Here is a 19,625-nt window from a genome sequence, read left to right on the forward strand (position 1 = left end):
CCGCAGTGATGCCGATCGTAGAACGTAGAACAGACCCGCTGCGTGCATCATGCAGCGGGTTTTTTTGTGTCAACGGCTGCGCAACACCGACTGCACCCAGCTGACGATCTGCGCGCTGCTCACCGCGCCGGAGTGACGGCCCAGCTCACTGCCGCCGCGGATGACCAGCAAGGTCGGGATGCTGCGGATGCCGAAGCGCGTGCCCAGCGCCGGATGCAGATCGGTATCGACCTTCGCCAGCCGGACCTGCGGTTCGAGCAGTGCCGCGGCTGCGGCAAACTGCGGCGCCATGCTCAGGCACGGCCCGCACCACGGCGCCCAGAAATCCACTACCAACGGCAGCGCGCTACGCACCGCATGCTTATCGAAATCGGCCTCCGACAGCGCCACCGGCGTGCCCAGGAACAAAGGCTTGTGGCAACTGCCGCAGTTGGGTGCATCGCGCAGACGCGCAGCTGCAACACGGTTCATCGCAGCGCAGCTCGGGCAGGCGATTAAAAGCGGTGCGTCGGTCATGCGGTGGTCTCCGGTGGCAGGCAATACAGTCGCTGCGCCCGCGCATCGTGGGCGGCGAGCGCGGCTGCATGCGACCAGTGTAACGGCCAACGCCGAAGACCCGGTGCCGTCGGCCACTGCCGCAACACCGGGTGTGCGGCGCTCATGCCACAAGCTGGCGCACGCGTGCTGCAGTGCTCAGCCCGATTGCCCCAGGCTCAGGATCGGAACGAAGCCGCCGTAGATCAGTCGCTTGCCATCGAACGGCATCGGGTTGACCGACGGGTCCATGCGCGGGTCGTCCATCATCTTGCGCATGCCCGCATCGCGGGTCGCCTTGTCCGGCCATTCGATCCACGAAAACACCACGGTTTCGTCCTCGCCGGCAGCGACCGCGCGGTGGAAGTCGGTCAGTTGTCCATGCTGGACGTCATCGCCCCAGCACTCCACCACGCGCAGCGCGCCGTATTCGATGATGATGGCATCGCCCATGCGGGCATGTTCCAGAAACGCGGCCTTGTTGGCCGTGGGTACCGCGAGTGCAAATCCATCCACATACGACATGACCACCTCCTCGGACATGGCGCACGGCGTGCGCCGGATGATGACGACAGATGCTGGTGCGATCGAAACAGGCTGGAACGCTGCGCCGGGACGGGGCGTGGAGTACGAGCATACGGCGCATCCGTCATGCGGGCACTGGTCGCGCCCGCATGACGATGCAAACCGTCTTCGTGCCGGCTTCCGTTGTCGGACCGCATGCGCCGCGCGCTGCGTGAGGCGTGCTGGATGAGTTAGTCAGAGGGATTATGTTGTCACGATGGGCTGGGGTTGCGACAGGCCGCCAGCATCGGGATTGCATGGGTTTCGATCACCCCTTACGCCTTGCCGGGTGCGCTGTGGCGGCAGCCCGGCGTGCTGCCCGGCCGCCGCATGGCCGCGACTACGCGGCCAGGTTGTGTCGCCGCAGCACGGCTTCAAACACCACGTCGCCGTCTTCGTTGCGCGCCTGCAGCGTGCCGCCGTGCGCCTTGACGAACTGGTCTGCGATGAACAGGCCCAGCCCCAGGCCCTGGCTGGCATGGAAGCTGGCCTTGAACGGCTCGAACAGGCGCGGCATCAGGCTGTCCGGGATGCGCCCGACATTGCGCACCGACAGCCGCAGCGTGTCGCGTTCGCGTCCGTCCAGATGCACCCGCACCGGCTGGCTGCCGCCATGCAGCACCGCATTGCCGACCAGGTTGGACACGACCTGGGCCAGGCGATCGCCGTCGCCATCGCCGTCCAGATCGCCTTCGGTACGCAGGTCGATCGGCGTGTGCGGGTTGGCCTGCGCCACTTCGCCCACCACGCTATGGGTGACTTCGCCCAGATTGCAGGGGCCGAACTGCATCGACAGCCCGTCGCTGCGCAGGCGCGAGAAATCCAGCAGCTGCTCGACCATCCGCGCCATCCGCCGCGCGCTGTTTTCCAGGTGATCGAGCGTGCGTGCGGCCGATCCATCGGCCTCCACGTCCAGGCTGAGCTTGTCGGCGCACAGCAAGATCACCGACAGCGGCGTACGCAGGTCGTGGGTGAGCACGGCCATCATGGTTTCGTTGAGCGTAAGCGCGCGTTCCAGCGAGGCGTTGCGTGCCTTGAGCAGGCGCCGCTGCTGGTACAACTCGATGAACACATTGACCTTGCTCAGGATCACGTGCGGCTCGATCGGCTTGTGCAGGAAATCCACCGCGCCGGTTTCGTAGCCCTGGAAGGCGCGCATCGGATCGTTCGGCGATGCGGTCAGGAAAATGATCGGCACATGCCGGCTGCGCTGCGAGCCGCGCATCAGTTCGGCCAGCGAAAAACCGTCCATTTCCGGCATGTGCACATCCAGCAGCGCCAGCGCCACATCGTGTTCGAGCAGCAGCTCCAGCGCCTGCGCGCCGGACGCGGCACACAGCACCTGGAGGCCGTCGCGCTGCAGCAGCGCTTCCATCGCCACCAGGTTCTGCGGCACGTCGTCGACGATCAGCAGCTTGGCGGGCTCGTCGCCATTGCTGTGCGCAGCCAAGCCGGTCGCGGTGAGATTCATGGGTGAAAGTCTTCCAGTCGGCTGCAGATCGCCTGCAGGGTGAGCACCGCATCGGCGCCAGCATAGGCGAGAGCGGAGGCGGGCATCAGCGGTGAGGCGGCATCGTCGGGGCGCTGGATCCAGGCGGTGCCACCGACTGCGCGCACCGCCGCCACGCCGGCGCTGCCGTCGCTGCTGGCGCCGGTGAGCAGGATCGCCAGCAGGCGCTGCCCGAAGACGTCGGCCGCCGATTCGAACAGCGGGTCGATCGCCGGGCGCGAGAACAGCACCGGTGCATCCATCGACAACGCCAGGCTGTCGCGCGTTTCCACCAGCAGATGGTAGTCGGGTGGGGCGATGGTCACGCTGCCGGCAAGCAGCGGCTGCTTGTCTTCGGCCTCGCGCACCGGCAAGGCGCAGCGTGCATCCATCAGCTCGGCAAGGTGGCTGGTGCGGTCGCGTGGCAGGTGCAATACCACCAGCACCGGCATCGGCAGGTCCGCGGGCAGGCTGGACAACAGCGCCTGCAGGGCCATGACGCCGCCGGCCGAGGCACCGATCACCATCGCGTCGAACTGCGCCGCCGCGTGCATTGCGTTCATGCAGCCGCCTTGCGGAACAGGCGCTGCTCGCGCGCCACGGTTTCGAACGCCTGCGCATGCGCACCGAACTGCAGCGACTCCTTGCTGCCCAGGCCCAGGAACCCACGGTGCACCAATGCATCGTGGAACAGGCCCACGGCACGGTCCTGCAGGCTGCGGTTGAAATAGATCAGCACGTTGCGGCACGACACCAGGTGTACTTCGGAGAACACCGTATCGGTGGCCAGGCTGTGGTCGGCGAAGACGATATTGCGCTTCAACCGGCGGTCGAACACCGCGCCATCGTAGGCGGTGGTGTAGTAGTCCGAGAGCGAGCCGCGGCCGCCGGCGTCCAGGTAATTGCGGCTGAACTGCGCGATGCGGTCGATGCCGAAGGCGCCGGCCTCGGCCATGCCCAGTGCTTCGGGATTGATGTCGGTGGCGTAGATCACCGCCTTTTCCAGCAGGCCTTCTTCGTGCAACAGGATCGCCAGCGACCAGACTTCCTCGCCGGTGCTGCAGCCGGCCACCCACAGCTTGATCGATGGATAGGTGCGCAAGACCGGCACCGCATGCTCGCGCAGTACGCGGAAGTAGGCCGGGTCGCGGAACATCTCCGACACCTGCACGGTGAAGAACTGCATCGCCTGCGCAAAGGTGTCCGGTTCGTGCAGCAGGCGGTGCTGCAGATCGGCCACGCGGGCGCACTCCAGGCGTGCCATTGCGTGGCGCATGCGCCGGCGCAGCGACGACACCGCGTAATCACGGAAGTCGTAGTGGTAGCGCTGGTAGACCGCTTCCAGCAGCACCCGCAGCTCCAGGTCGAACAGCTCCACCGCGTTCATTGCCGCGAGCACCACACCCGGCACAGCGACACCAGCTTGTCCACGTCGATGGGCTTGGCGATGTAGTCGTTGGCACCGGCCTCCAGACAGCGTTCGCGATCGTCGGCCATGGCCTTGGCGGTCAGCGCGATGATCGGCAGATCCTGCCACTGGCGATTGGCGCGGATCTGGCGCATCGCGGTCAGGCCGTCCATCTCCGGCATCATGATGTCCATCAGCACCAGGTCCACCTCGTGCTTGGCCAGATGTTCCAGCGCCTCGCGGCCGTTGCGGGCGATCTGCAGCGTCACGCCGAGCGGCTCGAGCACGCTGGAGAGCGCAAAGATGTTGCGCACGTCGTCCTCGGCCAGCAGCACGGTGGCGCCGTCCAGCACCGCGTCGCGGCGGCGCGCTTCGCGCAGCAGGCGTTGCTGGTCGCTGGGCAGCGAGGCTTCCACGCTGTGCAGGAACAACGTCACCTCATCGAGCAGGCGTTCGGGCGAGCGCACGCCCTTGATGATGATGCTCTTGGAATAGCGGCGCAGGCGTTGTTCCTCGTCGCGGGTGAGCGCGCGCCCGGTGTAGACGATGACCGGCGGAAACGCGACTGCGTCGTTGCCGGCCATGCGCTCGAGCAGGTCGTAGCCGCTGCCGTCGGGTAGCGCCAGATCGGTGACCATGCAATCGAAGGTTGAGCCGGCCAGCTGCTGCATCGCTTCGGCGATGCTGCCCACTGCGATGATCTCCAGCTGATCGCGCGCCAGCAGCAATTGCAGATTCGCACGCAGCGCGCTGTCGTCTTCGACGATCAGCAGGCGGCGCACCGCGCGTGCATTGGTGTCTTCCAGTTGACGGATCGCGCCCGCCAGCAGCTCGCGCGTGGCCGGCTTGATCAGATAGCCCACCGCGCCCAGTTCCAGCGCAATCTGGCTGCGCTCCAGCGCGGACACCACATGCACCGGAATATGGCGCGTGGCCGGATCGCGCTTGAGGCGTTCGAGCACGCTCAGGCCGGACGCATCCGGCAGGCCGATGTCGAGCAGGATGCCGCTGGGGCGCAGTTCGGCGGCCAGGCGCAGCGCTTCTTCGGCGCTGGGCGCCACCACGCAATCGAAGTCCAGCTCGTGTGCCAGGTCGACCAGCGCCTGTGCAAAGCGTGCTTCGTCCTCCACCGCCAGGATCAGTCGGCCGGGGCGGGTACGTTGGTCGCGATCATCGTCGGCGCGCTGCAGCGGCGGGGCGGCGGCTGCCGGAATCGGCAGCGGCATCCCCGTGGACGCACCCGTTGCACGCCCATCGAGGCGCGAGGCCATGGCCATGCCGCTGGCGGATTGCAACGATGGCGCGGCGCCGATCGCCATCGTGCCCGCGTTGGCCTGCGCTGCGGTGACCGGCTCGGCTGGCGCGCCGTCGATCGGCAATTCCAGCGTGAAACAGCTGCCGCGTCCGGGCTGGCTGTCCACGCGGATGCTGCCGCCCATGCGCTGGGCCAAGTCGCGCGAGATTGACAGGCCCAAGCCGGTGCCGCCGTAGCGACGGCGCGTGCTGCCATCGGCCTGACGGAACGCTTCGAAGATGATCTCGGTCTGTTCGTGCGCGATGCCGATGCCGGTGTCGTTGACCTTGAACAGCACCCGGCCCGGCGTGTGCGCCTGGATCGACAGGCTGACGCTGCCGTGCTCGGTGAACTTGATCGCGTTGGCCAGCAGGTTCTTGAGGATCTGCTGCAGGCGCTGGCTGTCGACGACCAGTTGCGTCGGTGCATCGGATTCGGCAGCCAGCTGCAACGCCAGGCCTTTCTGGCGCGCCAGCGGCTCGAAGGTTTCGCGCAGGCGCTGCAGCACCGAACTGGTGGCGACGGTTTCGTCGGCCAGTTCCACATGCCCGGCCTCGATCTTGGACAGGTCGAGAATGTCGTTGATCAACGCCAGCAGATCGTTGTTGGACGACAGGATCGCCTGCGCGTATTTCACCTGCTCGGGGCTGAGTGTGCCGTCCTTGTTGTCCGACAGCAGCTTGGCCAGGATCAATGCGCTGTTGAGCGGCGTGCGCAGCTCGTGCGACATGTTGGCCAGGAACTCGGATTTGTAGCGCGAGGCGGTAGAAAGTTCGTTGCTGTTGCGCACCAGCTGGTTCTGCGCGATCAGCAAGGCCTGCTTCTGCGCTTCCAGCGCCTGGGTGCGCTCTTCCAGCTGCACGTTGGTCTGTTCCAGCTCGGCCTGCTGCAGTTCCAGGTCGCTCTGCGATTGCTGCAGGCTGCGGCTTTGTTCCTCCAGCTCCTCGTTGGCCACGCGCAGCTCTTCCTGCTGGGTCTGCAGTTCCTCGCTTTGGCGCTGGGTTTCTTCCAGCAGGGCCACCAGCTGCGCGCGCAGCAATGCCGTGCGCAAGGCCAGGCCGATGTTCTCGCCGCAGCGCGTGAGGAGTTCTTCCTCGCGCGTGCGGGCAGTGCCCGGCGCAGCGGCGCGGCCCAGCTCGAGGATGCCGATCACCCGCCCATCGGCGATGACCGGTGCCAGCAGCAGTTCCTGGCAGGCGCTGCGGCCCAGGCCCGAGGCGATCTGCAGATGTCCGGCTTCCACGCCGCGCACCCGGCGCACCGTGCCGCTACGCAAGGCCTCGCCGAGCTGGCCGGCATCGGTCGGCAATGTCCTGGACACATCGGCCGGCAGCGCGGCGCCGCCGGTCAGACGCAGGCGCTCGCCCTCGATGCGATACAGCGCGCCGACCTGCGCATCCAGCGTGTCGCACAGCGCGCGCACGGCGGCATTGGCCAGATCGTCCGGGCTGTGATCGCCGCGCAAACTGGCTTCGACGGTGTTTTCGGCCTGCTGCAGCCACAGCGCCAGTTCGGCCTGGCGGCGCGCGCGGATCGCCTGCATCACCACCAGCGCCATCGCCAGGAACGACACCCCGCCGATGCTGCGGTTGATCGAGGAAAAACTCGAACTGGTACTGGATGGCGCCAGCTGAAAACCGACGGCCAGCAGCACGCACGAGAGCGCGGCGACCACCAGGGGCACCTGCACGCGATTCTGGAAGACCGTCACGCCTACCGCGACGAAATAGGTCAGCCACACCGCATAGCCGAGCGGCGTGACCAATTCCACGCCGAGCGTTCCGGCCATCAGGGCCCCCGCGATCACCCACACCCAGCGGTCGCGTGTGGTCGAGATGTTCTGCATAAAGGCGCGGACCGGACGGGGAGGGCGGTCATGGTAGCCGATAACTTTCACGCGCAAATCGCCGGGATTTTGACGCTCTGCAGCCGGGTCGGCTTGCACGCAGCCTTCACGCACTCGTCACTATGGTCGCGCGCTTTTCCGGGGGAAAGTTGCGTGATGGATGCGGAAACGGCCGTCGACAGTGCGGGGCCGCTTTCTCACGACAGCCGGCAGTGCCAGCTGTTGGTGCAGAGCGTGTCCGATTACGCGATCTACATGCTCGATACGGGCGGCCACGTGTGCAGCTGGAATCCCGGCGGCGAGCGCATCAAGGGTTACACCACCGCCGAGATCATTGGCTCGCATTTTTCGCGCTTCTATCTGCCGGAGGATGCGCAGGGCGGCGAACCTGCCCGCAATCTGGACACCGCCAGACGCGAGGGGCGTTTTGCCACCGAAGGCTGGCGGGTGCGCAAGGACGGCAGCCGCTTCTGGGCAAGCGTGGCGATCGAGCCGGTGCTGGAATTCGGTGTGCTGGTGGGGTTTGCCAAGGTCACCTGCGACATCGACCAGCGGCACCAGGCGCAGCAGCTGTTGCAGCATGCGCAGCATGCCCTGCTGCAGTCGCAGAAGGTGGACGCGCTGGGTCGCCTGACGCTCGGCATGGCGCACGATTTCAATAACCTGCTGACCGTGATGGTAACCAGCCTGGACCTGATCGCGCTGCGTGCCGGCGACGACGCGCGTACGCGCATGCTGGTGGACGCGGCGCAGACGGCAGTCGATCGGGGCACCTTGCTGACGCGCCAGTTGCTCGCCTTTGCGCGCGGGCAGCGCCTGATTCCCGAACGCCACGGCGCCAACGCGGTGGTGACGCGCTCGCTGGAGCTGCTGCGGCGTGCCTGTCCGGCCGGGATCGTGCTGTCGCTGGCGTTCGCCGAACAGTTGCCCGATATCCGCGTGGACCCTGGCCAACTTGAGGCGGCCTTGCTCAATCTGGTGTTCAACAGCTGCGATGCCATGCCGGGCGGCGGCACCATCGTGCTGGAAACGGCGCTGCAGCAGCGTGCTGCGCCATCCGATCCGCATGGCCGGCCGCGCGCTTACGTCAGCATTGCCGTACGCGATGATGGCCCCGGCATGTCGGCACACGTGGCGCAATGCGCCAGTGAGCCGTTTTTCACCACCAAGGACGTGGGCAAGGGTTCGGGCCTGGGATTGAGCCAGGTATACGGCTTTGCGTCCCAATCCGGTGGCTTTGTCGAGCTGGACACTGCGCCTGGCCGCGGCACCACCGTTACCCTGTTTCTCCCGGCCATCGAGGAGGCTGAGCATGACTGAATCCCTGCGTCTGTTGATGGTGGAAGATCAGCAGGAATTGCGCGAACTGATCGGCGAGGCGCTGCGCGACGCAGGCATCACCGTCGAAACCGCCGACGACGGCCACAGCGCCTTGCGCATGCTGCGCGAGAACGGCCCCTACGATGTGGTCTTCAGCGACATCCGCATGCCCAACGGCATGTCGGGCATCGAACTGAGCGAACACGTGGCGCAGCTGCTGCCGCAGGCGCGGGTGATCCTGGCCTCGGGGTTTGCAAAGGCGCAATTGCCGCCGCTGCCGGCGCAGGTGGATTTCCTGCCCAAACCGTATCGCCTGCGTCAACTGATCGATGTGTTGAAAGGCGTGGCAACCAACGCCTGAGCGTTGGCTGCGGGTGTCCTGCGCTGCAGGGGCCGTGACCGAGCGTCCTGCGCCTGCGCTGCTCAACGGCTCTGGTAATACACCTTGTCGATGGCGATCTCCACTGGCGCAGCCGGCGGATCGGCCACCAGCATGAACATCTGTTTGACCGCCTGCAGATCCAGGTCGTAGAACGCACTGAAGGGAATGCTCACCTCGTGCCAGGCGCCATCGCGCACCAGGCCGTACTGATTGCCGCCCGCGACAAAATCCACCCAGCTGTCGCCAAAGCTGGTGTTGATGCCGATCTTGAAGGTCGATGGCGTGGTGGTTTTCAGGTGCAGCTTCAGCGCGCCGCCGGCATAGGCGGCCATGTTGCGATAGTCGGTCTGGATGCCCAGGCCATACCAGGCACCGGCGTTGGCGCGGTAGGCCATCACGTTACTGCCTTCGAACGGCGCCTGCGCAATCGGGGTGAGGTTGTTCCACAGATACAGTTCGGCATCCTGGCCGAAGTTGAGTCGCCCGCTGGTATCGGCCTGTTCGGTGAACACGCCGAAGCGTCCGGCAGGCGCCGCGTGTTGCGCACCCACATACAGTTGCGAACAGGGGTTTTGATACAGGCGGATGTAATCGATCTCCATCCTGCCCGGCAACGGCGCGGTCACCGCCGCAGGCGAGGTGATGCCGGTATAGGTGCCGCCCACGGCGAGATTGAGCAGCAGATACTGCTGCTGATGGAATTCGTGCAGCGAGGCGCCTTCGATATTGGAGATCGCAAACTCGAAGTACTGCTGGCCGTCGATCGACACGCGGATGAACTGCGGGTCCCAGGTCATGCGGTACACATGGAAGTCGGCATGCAGATCCACCGGGCTGGTGTAGCTGGTGTCGTAGTCGGCCTGCTGGCCGTTGTAGTCCCAGTGCACCGCGGCACCGATACGGCGATTGGCGGTGCCATTGGCGATCGCCGCAACCATGCCGGCTTCCATCAGGTCGATCTCGCCGCGACCTGGCCACACGCCGATGGTGCCCAGCATCCAGTACGCCGGCCATAGCCCGTTGCCCACCACCGGCGTCTTGATGCGCGCCTCCAGCGTGCCGTATTTGAAGTGCATGCGGCCTTCGGTCTTGAGACGCGCCGAGGTAAACGGCATGCCCTGGAACGCTTCGCGCCGTGCTTCGATCACCAGCCGGCCGTTATCGATGCGCGCGTTTTCGGCGCGGCTGGTGTAGTACTGCATCTCGCCATTGCCCCAGCCGCACAGGCCGATCTGGCAGCCGTTGCCGACGTCATAGGTCCACTTGTTGCCATCGATGCCGGGGCCATTGAAGTTGTCTTCCCAGACCAGGGTTTGCGCGTGCGCGCCTGGTGTCATCGCCACTGCGCACAGCAGGGCGAACTGCACAGCGACACTGCGTAGCGTGTTCATTGCGTGCGTCTCCAAAAAGTGGACCGACGTCCATGGAGAAGTGACGCTGCGCAGCGGCTACTTCAGTGTCAAAGCAATTGTGCAGCGCGTTTCAGTTCCGTGGTGTTCATTCCGGAATAATCCATCATTGGCATGACGGTGGTCGCAGACTACATGCGCCGGATGCTGCGTGGCAGCAGCTGGCTGCGGATGTTTCGTTGCGGGCGCGACCGCATCTGCGGCGTCCAGCTCAATGCGTTCAAGCCGACAGATGCTTCGAGCGCCAACGCATGCACGCGTTGGCAGGCGCTGGAGCGGCTACGGCGCAGGGGATGCCAACGTGGCAGGCAAGCCGCGTGCTGCGGCACATCGATGGCCTTGCGGATGCATCAGCATGATTGCCCGCGGCAGCATTTCGCGCATGCCGCATACGCCTGACTCAATGCCCGGCGTGCACCGTCCAGGCCACCAGCCGTATCACCAGCGGTCGCACCACCAGCACGCAGCAGAACGCGGTGGGCATCGCAATGCGGTAAGCGTCCAGCACGCGCCACAGGTAGCCGGGGGCAAGGCCGGTATTGGCGCCGGTGATCACCAGGCACATCAGCAAGGCCATGATCGCGGCCATATAGAACGCGAACACGAACGGGGTGGTGCGCACGCCGAGTTTCCAGCGCGGGCGCAGCAATGGGGAGGAGGGGGGAGATGACGACATGCAGTGGCCTCGGTTGCCGCGGATCGGCGTGATGGGCAGCACTGTAGAGACGCCACCGCGGGCGGGGTAGATCGCGTAGCCTTGCGGCTTACGTAAGAAAAACTTACGAATCGTTTGGTAATACTCGCCTGACCAATGAACATTCTTCAGTCCATCCGTAGCTTTGTCAGTACTGTCGATGCCGGCAGCATTGCCGGAGGCGCCAAGTTGCTGGGGATCAGCGCGGCTGCGGTCAGCCAGAACATCGCGCGGCTGGAGCAGCACCTGGGCGTGCGTCTGCTGCACCGGACCACGCGCAGCCTGGCGCTGACCGAGCGCGGCACGCTGTACTTCGAGCAGGTGCGGCAGCTGGAGCGCGACCTGGAGCGCGCGCGCCAGTCGGTGGCCGGGCCGCAGCAGGCGCCGGCGGGGCGCTTGCGGGTGGCCAGCACCGCGGCCTTCGCGCGGCACGTGCTCGCCCCTATGCTGCCGGCCCTGCGTCAGCAGTACCCGCAGCTGGAGATCGAGCTGCTGTGCACCGACCGGGCGGTGCAGCACGCGCAGGAAAGCGTGGATGTCAGCCTGCGCATCGAAGCGCAGCTGGAAGACGGCCTGGTCGCACGCTGCATCGCCCAGGTGCCGCTGGTGGTGTGCGCAGCGCCTGAGTATCTGGCGCGCTGCGGGACGCCGCAGGGTGCGGACGACTTGAAGTATCACAATTGCCTGCTGCTGCGTTACCCGGTCGACGGGCGCTGCCTGCCGTGGAATTTCGTGCGCAATGGCGTGCGCTTCCAGCCGGAACTGGGCAAGGCAATGGTCAGCGACGATATCGATGCGCTCGCCACCATGGCCGCGGCCGGCGGCGGTATCGCGCGGCTGGCCGCCTATGTCGTGCAACCTTACCTGCAGCGCGGCGAGCTGCAGCCGCTGTTTGTCTCCGATCTCGGCAGCACCGCCCAGGCATTACCGGAGCCGCTGCGGATCTACCTCTGCGTCGCCGACCGCCGCGACTTCACCCCGAAGGTGCGCGCCTTCATGGAGCACGTGCTCGAACGCCTGCCGGTGCAATGGCGTACTGCCGAGCCCGCGCCGGCGCCGGCCCATGCAGCGACCGGGGTGTAGCCAGCATCTGACATCTGGAGAGCGCCTGGTCCGTGCGCTGTTCGACAGGGCGCACGCGGGCGTGACGTGCTGATGCCTGATGCATGCCGGGTTGCTTGAGAGCGAACGACGCTGAAGACGCAGTTTGCGCAGTCGTCGTTCTCGACCAACGACTAAGGCGTCAGTTGATGCTGCCGCCGCCATCGCTCACTCCAGCTTGAGCATCACAACCGAGCGCGCCGGCAGCGCGATAGTCACTGCGTTGCCTTGCATGCGTGCCCCCTTGAACGCCTTGGGTTCCACCGCATGTGGCTGGGCGAAAGTGTTGTGCGCAGTGATCGCCGGCCCGGTCAGAATCTGTCCGGTCACCCCGCGCGACGTCAGGCCATCCACCTGCACACTGACGCTCGCGGCCGACGTCGCATCCAGATTGGTCAGGGCGATATAGACGTGTCCATCCCTGGCCTTGACCGCCGAGCCGTGCACTGCGGGTACGTGGACATCGCCATGGCGATACTCGGGTGTACTTAGTTGCAACGGCAGCTGGGTGGCGTCCTGGTAGGGCTTGTACAGCGCGAACACGTGGTAGGTAGGTGTCAGCACCATCTTGTCGCCGTCGGTGAGGATCATCGCCTGCAGCACATTGACCATCTGCGCGATATTGGCCATGCGCACGCGTTCGGCATGTGCGCTGAAGATGTCGATGTTCAACGACGCCGCCAGTGCATCGCGCAGCGTGTTCTGTTGATGCAGGAAGCCCGGGTTCGCATCCGGCAGCCCGGCGTACCAGGTGCCCCATTCGTCCACCACCAGCGCGACCTTTTTGCCCGGGTCGTAGCGGTCCATGATCGCGCTGTGTTTGCGGATCAGCTCGTCCATCACCAGCGTGCGCGACAGGGTGTCGATCCAGGCGGCTTCGTCGAAGTCGGTGGAGGAGGCGCGCGGTGGCCAGCCACCTGGCACGGTGTAGTAATGCAGGCTCAGGCCGTCCATCAGCGTGCCGGCCTCGCGCATCATCACCTCGGTCCAGTGGTAATCGTCGTTGTTGGGGCCGGGCGCGATCTTGAGGATCTTCTGATTGGCCGGCGCCTTGACGAAGGTCTGGTAGCGCCGATAGACGTCGGCCGCGTATTCCACGCGCATGTTGCCGCCGCAGCCCCACAGCTCGTTGCCCACGCCGAAGTAGGGCACCTGCCACGGTGCATCGCGGCCATTGGCGCGGCGTTCGTTGGCCAGGCTCGAGCGGGTCGGCGCCGTCATGTATTCGGCCCACTGCGCGATCTCGTCCGGCGCCGCATTGCCCACATTGCCGGCGATATAGGCCTGGGTGCCGAGCAGCTCGGTGAAGTCCATGAACTCGTGCGTGCCGAAGCGGTTGGACTCTTCCACGCCGCCCCAGTGCGTGTTGACACTGACCGGGCGCTTGGCCGGCGCACCGACGCCATCGCGCCAGTGGTATTCGTCGGCAAAACAGCCGCCGGGCCAGCGGATGTTGGGCACTGCAATCGCCTTCAACGCTGCCAGCACATCGTTGCGATAGCCGCGCGTATTGGCAATCGCCGAGTCCTCGCCGACCCACACCCCGCCGTAGATGCCGGTGCCCAGATGCTCGGCGAACTGGCCGAACAGCTGCCGCGACACCTGCGCACCGGGCTGGTCCACGCGCAGCGTGCCGGTCACCTTGACCTCGGCCGCAGGGGCGGCGAGCGCGCTGGCGAGCAAGGCCGCGCCAACGACAGCCTGCAACAGCCGTCCCGGTGAGATTCGCAAAGCGAGGGAAATCCACTGCATCGGCTTGGCGCTCCTGTGCTGATCGATCGAGGTGGTCACACGCCGCTGCGAGGCGGGCGCTTCGCTAGCCTAGTGCCTGCGATGTCTGCTTGTCGCTGCATCACGATCAATCAGCCAGGGCTGGCGCAGGTCTCGCCGACATCGCCACCGCATCGCACGCCAGGATGTGCGCCGGGGCATGGTCGGCGACCGCGCTCCCCCGCTATGCTCGCCAGCTTCCAGTATCGGCAGGACGATCCATGCAGCGAGTGTTCGGGCAGTTGCCAGACGGTGTCGAAGTCCACGCGCTCACGCTGCGCAGCACTGCCGGGCTGGAGGCGGAGGTACTCACCTACGGCGGCATCCTGCATGCGCTGCGGCTGACCACCGAGCATGGGGTGGTGCCGCTGCTGCTGGCATTGCCGGATCTGCCGGCCTACGCCGCCGATGGCGACAGCCTCAATATCCTGGTCGGCCGCTTCGGCAACCGCATCGCCGGCGCGCGCTACACGCTGGATGGGGTCACCCACACGCTGGCGGCCAACGAAGGGCGCAACCAGTTGCACGGCGGCCTGCGCGGCTTCGGTCGGCGCGTGTGGAGCGTGCTGGAGCAGGCACCGGATCAGGTACTGCTCGGTTACGACTCGCCCGATGGCGAAGAAGGCTATCCCGGCAATCTGCAGGTGCGGGCGCGGCTGCAATTGCGCGGACGCAGCCTGCAGCTGGACTTCGAGGCGCAATGCGATGCCGCCACCGCGTTGAACCTCACCCATCACCCGTACTTCAACCTATCCGGCGACCCGCATCGGCGCGCCGCGCTGCAGGTGCTGCGGGTGCCGGCCGATCGCTATCTGCCGGTGGATGCCGAATCGATTCCGACCGGCGAAATCGCCTCGGTCGCCGGCACGCCGTTCGATTTCCGCCATGCTGCGGCGTTGGCCGACAAAAGCGATCCGTCGCACCCGCAGGTGGTGCTCGGCAAGGGCTACGACCAATGCCTGGTGCTGGCCGCCGGGGCCGATTGCGTTGCCGAGTTGTACTCGCCGCACAGTGGCGTGGCGCTGCGCATCAGCAGCGACGCACCGGCGGTGCAACTCTACGAAGGCCAGCATCTGGACGACCACCATCCCGGACTCGGCCGCGGCGTCTGCCTGGAGCCGCAGGACTACCCGGACGCGCCCAACCACCCCAATTTCCCGTCGACGATCCTGCGGCCCGGGCAGGTCTACCGCCGCCGCATCGCCTATCACTTTGCCAGCCCGGGGCCGGATCAGCCGTGGGCGGCGGTGAGCGCTGCGCTGGACGCCTGAGCGCGGGTGGCGTGGCGACGGCGGGGCCAGGACGGGCCTGGAGCCAACGCGATCAGCGCGGCCCCAGCACCAGTTCGATCACGAACTTGCTGCCGAAGAACGACAACACCAGCAGCGCCATCGCGGTCAGCGTCCAGTGCACCGCCTTGGTGCCGCGCCAGCCATTGCGCCAGCGCCCGATCAGCAGCGCACCGAACACGATCCACGACAGGATGCTGAGTACGGTCTTGTGCAGCAGCCGCTGCGCCAGGAAGTCCTGCACGAACAGCAGGCCGGTCAGCAGGGTCAGGCTCAACAGCACGAAGCCGACGGTGATCGTGCGGAACAGCAGCGTCTCCAGCTCGGTCAACGGCGGCAGCGCGCGCAGCCAGGTGTGGAAGTCGCGCCGGCGCAGGGCGCGCTCCTGCAGCCACAGCATGATCGCCAGCAACGCGGCGATGCCCAACGTGGCGTAGGCCAGCAGCGCCATCCACGCGTGCAGTTCCAGCCGCCAGCCCAGATCCGAGCTCGGTTCGTGGCCGTAAGCGTGATAGCAGGCCAGCAGGATTGCCGACAGCGGGAACACCACCACGCCCACCGCCGCCATGCGCCCGCGCGCGCCGAACACCGCCGTCAGCGCGGCCATGCCCAGGCCGCACAGCGATAGCGCCGCGAAGAAATGCATGTCCGGCCCGCCGGCTGTGCGCAGTGCTACCAGCACGTGGTACCCGGCGTGCAGCGCCACGGCCGCCAGTGCCGGGATCAGCCAGCGGGCAGGCGCCTGGTTGCCATCGCGCAGCACCGAGCGGGTGAGCAGTGCCGTGGCCAGCAGATACAAGGCGAACGCGATGAGAACGATTGTCATCGTGGAAGTTTCGCATATTGGGGGGGCTGGGATTCGGGATTCGGGAATCGGGAATCGGGAATCGGGAATCGGGAATCGGGAATCGGGGAAAGCAGTTGCGAGCTGCGGGGCTGGAGGTGGGCTGGCGTGCTGGGGGCGGAGCGCGAGCGGGCAGGGGCTACCTGCTGGCACCGCAGTTGCCGTTCCTGTCCTGGCGCTGCTGCGCTGGTTGGCCGTGCGCGTTGGTGAGGCTGCTCGCTGATCTGGCTTTGCCGGTCGGGCGCTGGCGGCCGCCGGGGCGGCCGGGGCGGCCGGCTGGCCGGTGCCGCTATAATCGACGCCCGTTTCCCCTCACGCGGTCCCTTGCGCATGTTCGAGTCCCTTACCCAACGTCTCTCCGGCACCATGGAGCGCCTGCGCGGCCGCGGCCGCCTGACCGAGGAGAACATCCGCGAAGCCACCCGTGAAGTGCGCATCGCGTTGCTCGAAGCCGACGTGGCGCTGCCGGTGGTGCAGGCGCTGATCGAGCGCATCAAGGTGCGCGCGGTCGGTCAGGAGGTGCTCAAGTCGCTGACCCCTGGCCAGGCGCTGATCAAGATCGTTCGCGACGAGTTGACCGCCGTGATGGGCGCGGCCGCCACCGATCTCAACCTCAACGTGCCGGCGCCGGCGATCATCCTGATGGCCGGCCTGCAGGGCGCGGGCAAGACCACCACGGTCGGCAAGCTCGCCAAGCACCTGAAGGAAAAGCGCAAGAAGAAGGTCATGGTGGTCTCGGCCGACGTCTACCGTCCGGCCGCGATCGAGCAGCTCAAGACCCTGGCCGAGCAGGTCGGCGTGTTGTTCTTCCCGTCCGACGCCTCGCAGAAGCCGGTCGACATCGTGCGCGCCGCCATCAGCGATGCGCGCAAGTCGTTCGCCGACGTGCTGCTGGTCGATACCGCCGGCCGCCTGGCCATCGATGCGGCGATGATGGAGGAGATCAAGGCGCTGCACGCCGCGGTCAACCCGACCGAAACCCTGTTCGTGGTCGATGCGATGACCGGCCAGGACGCGGCCAACACCGCCAAGGCCTTCGGTGAGGCGCTGCCGCTGACCGGCGTGGTGCTGACCAAGACCGACGGCGACGCCCGTGGCGGCGCCGCGCTGAGCGTGCGCTACATTACCGGCAAGCCGATCAAGTTCGTCGGTACCGGCGAAAAGACCGACGGCCTGGACGTGTTCCATCCCGACCGCGTCGCCAGCCGCATCCTGGACATGGGCGACGTGCTGTCGCTGGTGGAACAGGTCGAGCACAGCGTCGACCAGGAAAAGGCCGCCAAGCTCGCCGCCAAGGTCGCCAAGGGCAAGAAGTTCGACCTCAACGACATGAAGGAACAGCTCGAGCAGATGCAGAACATGGGCGGCATCCATGGGCTGATGGACAAGCTGCCGGGCATGGGCCAGATCCCGGACAACGTCAAGCAGCAGGTCACCGGCAAGGAAGTGCCGCGCATGATCGCGATCATCAACTCGATGACCAAGAAGGAGCGCCGCAACCCGGCCCTGCTCAACGGCTCGCGCCGCGCCCGCATTGCCCGCGGCTCCGGCATGCAGCCGGCCGACGTCAACAAGCTGATGAAGCAGTACCAGCAGATGGAAAAGATGATGGGCAAGCTGGCCGGCGGCGGCATGAAGGGCCTGATGCGCAACATGAAAGGCATGATGGGCGCCATGGGCGGCCGCGGCGGCATGCCGTTCCGTTGAGTTTCAATCGGCGACGCGCGCGGTAAGTCCTTCGACAGGCACGCGTGGCGTTGAACTCGCGCACAACGCGTCATCACTTCAGGCCGCGCACGATGGGTTCGTTTTCGCAGATCGACGCCTTCCAGCAGCGTTTTGGTTTAGGCCTTCCCATCCTGCTCAGCCCCATGGCCGGTGCCTGCCCGGTGCCGTTGTCGGCGGCGGTTGCCGAGGCCGGCGGCATGGGCGCGATGGGTGCGGTGTTGTCGCAACCGCAAGACATCGTGGCGTGGATGGCGGCGTTTCGCGGCGCGAGCGCCGGGCCCGCCCAGGTCAATCTGTGGATTCCCGATCCGGCCCCTGTGCGCGACGCCGCGGCAGAGGCGCGCGTGCGTGCGTTTGTGTCGCAGTGGGGGCCGCCGGTTCCCGAGGATGCGGGCGACGCAACACCGGCCGACTTCGATGCCCAGTTCGACGCCTTGCTCGCCGCACGGCCCGCCGTCGCCTCATCGATCATGGGCGTGTTTCGGCCCGATCAGGTTGCGCGGCTGAAAAGCGCCGGCATCGCCTGGTTCGCCTGCGCCACCACGCTGGACGAAGCGCGTGCGGCCCAGGCGGCCGGTGCCGATGCGGTGGTTGCGCAGGGCGCCGAGGCCGGTGGGCATCGTGGTGCATTCGATGCCGGTCGCGCCGAGCGGCAGATGACCGGGTTGTTCGCCTTGTTGCCACGATTGGTCGATCACCTGGATCTTCCGGTGATCGCCGCAGGCGGCATCGCCGATGCGCGCGGCATTGCCGCGGCGCTGACGCTGGGTGCGAGCGCCGTGCAGATCGGTACCGGCCTGCTGCGCACGCCCGAGGCGGCGCTGCCCAGTGCCTGGGCGGACGCGCTGGCCCAGGCCGAGCCGGAACAGACCCAGCCGACCCGTGCATTTTCCGGCCGGCTGGGGCGTGCGCTCGCCACGCACTATGTGCGTGCTGCCATTGCGGCCGAGGCGCCGGTGCCGGCGCCGTATCCGGTGCAGCGCGCGCTGACCGCACCGATGCGTCAGGCCGCCGCGCGCGACAACCGTCTGGACGCCATGCAGGCCTGGGCCGGGCAATCGGCCTGGATGGCACCTGCCCAGCCTGCCGCGCAATTGCTAACCCAGTGGTGGGCTGAAGCACAGGCGCTGTTGTGCCGCTGATCTTCTGCAACGGCGCAGTGGCGACAGCGCAGCAGTTGGGCGCGGCCGCATTGGTCAATTACGGCCACTTCACCACGCTGCAGGTGCGCGGCGGAGCGGTACGCGGGTTGGACCTGCATCTGCAGCGGCTGCAATACGACGGCGCTGCCCTGTTCGGTGCATCGATCGATGAGGCATCCCTGCGCGCCCAGTTGCGCGCTGCGTTGTCGGCTGCGAACTGCGAGGACGCCAGCGTGCGCATCACCGTGTTTGCGCAGGATTTCGACCTGCGCGATCCATCGCGTCAGCTTGCACTCGATGTGCTGATCTCCATCGCGCCCGCAGCCTGGATGCCAACCACCGCGCTGCGCGTGCAGCCGGTCCGTCATGTGCGCGAGCAGGCCCAGCACAAACATGTCGGCACCTTCGCGCTGCTGCACCTGCGTCGCCAGGCCATGGCGGCCGGCTACGACGATGCATTGCTGGTCGACGCGCAGGAGCATCTGCTGGAAGGCGCCTTCTGGAATCTGGGCGTGTGGCAGCAGGGCAGGGTGGTGTGGCCGCAAGGGCCGGCGCTGCCCGGCACCCAGCAGCGTCTGCTGCAGGCCGGCTTGCAGACGCTCGGTATCCAGCAGGAGTTTCGCCCGGTCGTGCTGAGCGAGCTGGGCAGCTTCGATGGCGCCTTCAGCTGCAACGCGCGCGGCCAGCAGGCGATCGTGCAAGCCGGCGCGGCGTCGTGGCCGGCGCAGGCCGCGCAGCTGCCATTGCTGGAACAGGCCCTGCAGACCCAGCCCTGGCAGGGGATCTGGGCGATTCCGGGGTGACTTGGCTT

General features: G+C 66.7%; 17 protein-coding genes. 7 read left to right on the plus strand and 10 right to left on the minus strand.

Features of this window, described 5'->3' with window-relative positions; translation table 11 throughout:
• Positions 1–69: 69 nt before the first annotated feature.
• From trxC to ACCQ04_RS06280, 6 genes are all read right to left on the minus strand, one after another.
• Positions 70–516: a thioredoxin TrxC gene (gene trxC / locus ACCQ04_RS06255; protein ID WP_104576313.1), complete on the minus strand. Its 447-nt coding sequence runs from the start codon at positions 514–516 to the stop codon at positions 70–72.
• A gap of 177 nt (positions 517–693) precedes the next feature.
• The gene (locus ACCQ04_RS06260) at positions 694–1,059 is read right to left on the minus strand and encodes a DUF1428 domain-containing protein (RefSeq protein ID WP_046345870.1); all 366 of its coding nucleotides are present in this window, start codon (positions 1,057–1,059) and stop codon (positions 694–696) included.
• 379 nt (positions 1,060–1,438) lie between these two features.
• Positions 1,439–2,569 carry a hybrid sensor histidine kinase/response regulator gene (locus ACCQ04_RS06265; RefSeq protein ID WP_046342042.1) on the minus strand — a complete coding sequence of 377 codons (1,131 nt, stop codon included), beginning with the start codon at positions 2,567–2,569 and terminating at the stop codon, positions 1,439–1,441.
• A complete protein-coding gene (locus ACCQ04_RS06270; RefSeq protein WP_102252540.1) occupies positions 2,566–3,150 on the minus strand; it encodes a chemotaxis protein CheB in 585 nt (194 codons plus the stop codon). Before ACCQ04_RS06270 ends, ACCQ04_RS06265 begins: the two co-directional genes overlap by 4 nt.
• Entirely contained in the window at positions 3,147–3,998 is an 852-nt protein-coding gene (locus ACCQ04_RS06275; protein ID WP_180970621.1) for a CheR family methyltransferase, read from the minus strand. The genes ACCQ04_RS06270 and ACCQ04_RS06275 overlap by 4 nt, the downstream gene beginning before the upstream one ends.
• Complete coding sequence (locus ACCQ04_RS06280; RefSeq protein ID WP_226426662.1) at positions 3,971–7,135, minus strand: response regulator; 3,165 nt, start codon at positions 7,133–7,135, stop codon at positions 3,971–3,973. The genes ACCQ04_RS06275 and ACCQ04_RS06280 overlap by 28 nt, the downstream gene beginning before the upstream one ends.
• Before the next feature lie 156 nt (positions 7,136–7,291).
• Here ACCQ04_RS06280 and ACCQ04_RS06285 point away from each other — a divergent pair, with 156 nt between their 5' ends.
• The gene (locus tag ACCQ04_RS06285) at positions 7,292–8,455 is read left to right on the plus strand and encodes a PAS domain-containing hybrid sensor histidine kinase/response regulator family protein (RefSeq protein ID WP_226426661.1); all 1,164 of its coding nucleotides are present in this window, start codon (positions 7,292–7,294) and stop codon (positions 8,453–8,455) included.
• Positions 8,448–8,816: a response regulator gene (locus ACCQ04_RS06290; protein ID WP_024938072.1), complete on the plus strand. Its 369-nt coding sequence runs from the start codon at positions 8,448–8,450 to the stop codon at positions 8,814–8,816. The genes ACCQ04_RS06285 and ACCQ04_RS06290 overlap by 8 nt, the downstream gene beginning before the upstream one ends.
• 62 nt (positions 8,817–8,878) lie before the next feature.
• Here ACCQ04_RS06290 and ACCQ04_RS06295 read toward each other — a convergent pair whose 3' ends face one another.
• Together ACCQ04_RS06295 and ACCQ04_RS06300 are read right to left on the minus strand one after the other, a co-directional pair.
• A complete protein-coding gene (locus tag ACCQ04_RS06295) occupies positions 8,879–10,228 on the minus strand; it encodes a glycoside hydrolase family 16 protein (protein ID WP_226426660.1) in 1,350 nt (449 codons plus the stop codon).
• A 418-nt stretch (positions 10,229–10,646) separates the two neighbouring features.
• A complete protein-coding gene (locus ACCQ04_RS06300) occupies positions 10,647–10,922 on the minus strand; it encodes a DUF2798 domain-containing protein (protein WP_039511453.1) in 276 nt (91 codons plus the stop codon).
• Positions 10,923–11,057: 135 nt separating this feature from the next.
• Here ACCQ04_RS06300 and ACCQ04_RS06305 point away from each other — a divergent pair, with 135 nt between their 5' ends.
• Positions 11,058–12,023, plus strand: coding sequence for a LysR family transcriptional regulator (locus tag ACCQ04_RS06305; protein WP_226426659.1), 966 nt, complete (start codon positions 11,058–11,060; stop codon positions 12,021–12,023).
• 186 nt (positions 12,024–12,209) lie between these two features.
• On the opposite strand, the gene ACCQ04_RS06310 is transcribed toward ACCQ04_RS06305, so the two are convergent.
• Positions 12,210–13,793, minus strand: coding sequence for an alpha-N-arabinofuranosidase (locus ACCQ04_RS06310; protein WP_226426658.1), 1,584 nt, complete (start codon positions 13,791–13,793; stop codon positions 12,210–12,212).
• Positions 13,794–14,032: 239 nt separating this feature from the next.
• On the opposite strand from ACCQ04_RS06310, the gene ACCQ04_RS06315 reads away from it, so the two are divergent.
• Positions 14,033–15,082, plus strand: coding sequence for an aldose epimerase family protein (locus ACCQ04_RS06315; protein ID WP_104608697.1), 1,050 nt, complete (start codon positions 14,033–14,035; stop codon positions 15,080–15,082).
• A gap of 52 nt (positions 15,083–15,134) precedes the next feature.
• Here the strand turns inward: ACCQ04_RS06315 and ACCQ04_RS06320 are convergent, their stop codons facing one another.
• Positions 15,135–15,926 carry a cytochrome C assembly family protein gene (locus ACCQ04_RS06320; RefSeq protein ID WP_016901491.1) on the minus strand — a complete coding sequence of 264 codons (792 nt, stop codon included), beginning with the start codon at positions 15,924–15,926 and terminating at the stop codon, positions 15,135–15,137.
• A gap of 348 nt (positions 15,927–16,274) precedes the next feature.
• On the opposite strand from ACCQ04_RS06320, the gene ffh reads away from it, so the two are divergent.
• The 3 genes from ffh to ACCQ04_RS06335 all read left to right on the plus strand — a co-directional run bounded on the left by ffh (position 16,275) and on the right by ACCQ04_RS06335 (position 19,617).
• Positions 16,275–17,651 (plus strand): signal recognition particle protein, encoded by a 1,377-nt coding sequence (gene ffh, locus ACCQ04_RS06325; protein WP_016901489.1) that lies wholly within the window; start codon positions 16,275–16,277, stop codon positions 17,649–17,651.
• Positions 17,652–17,743: 92 nt separating this feature from the next.
• Entirely contained in the window at positions 17,744–18,814 is a 1,071-nt protein-coding gene (locus tag ACCQ04_RS06330; protein WP_126965696.1) for an NAD(P)H-dependent flavin oxidoreductase, read from the plus strand.
• Complete coding sequence (locus ACCQ04_RS06335) at positions 18,805–19,617, plus strand: aminotransferase class IV family protein (protein WP_226426657.1); 813 nt, start codon at positions 18,805–18,807, stop codon at positions 19,615–19,617. Before ACCQ04_RS06330 ends, ACCQ04_RS06335 begins: the two co-directional genes overlap by 10 nt.
• Positions 19,618–19,625: the final 8 nt, after the last annotated feature.

The sequence above is a fragment of the Xanthomonas sp. NCPPB 2866 genome (assembly GCF_041475745.2).
Lineage (GTDB): Bacteria > Pseudomonadota > Gammaproteobacteria > Xanthomonadales > Xanthomonadaceae > Xanthomonas > Xanthomonas arboricola.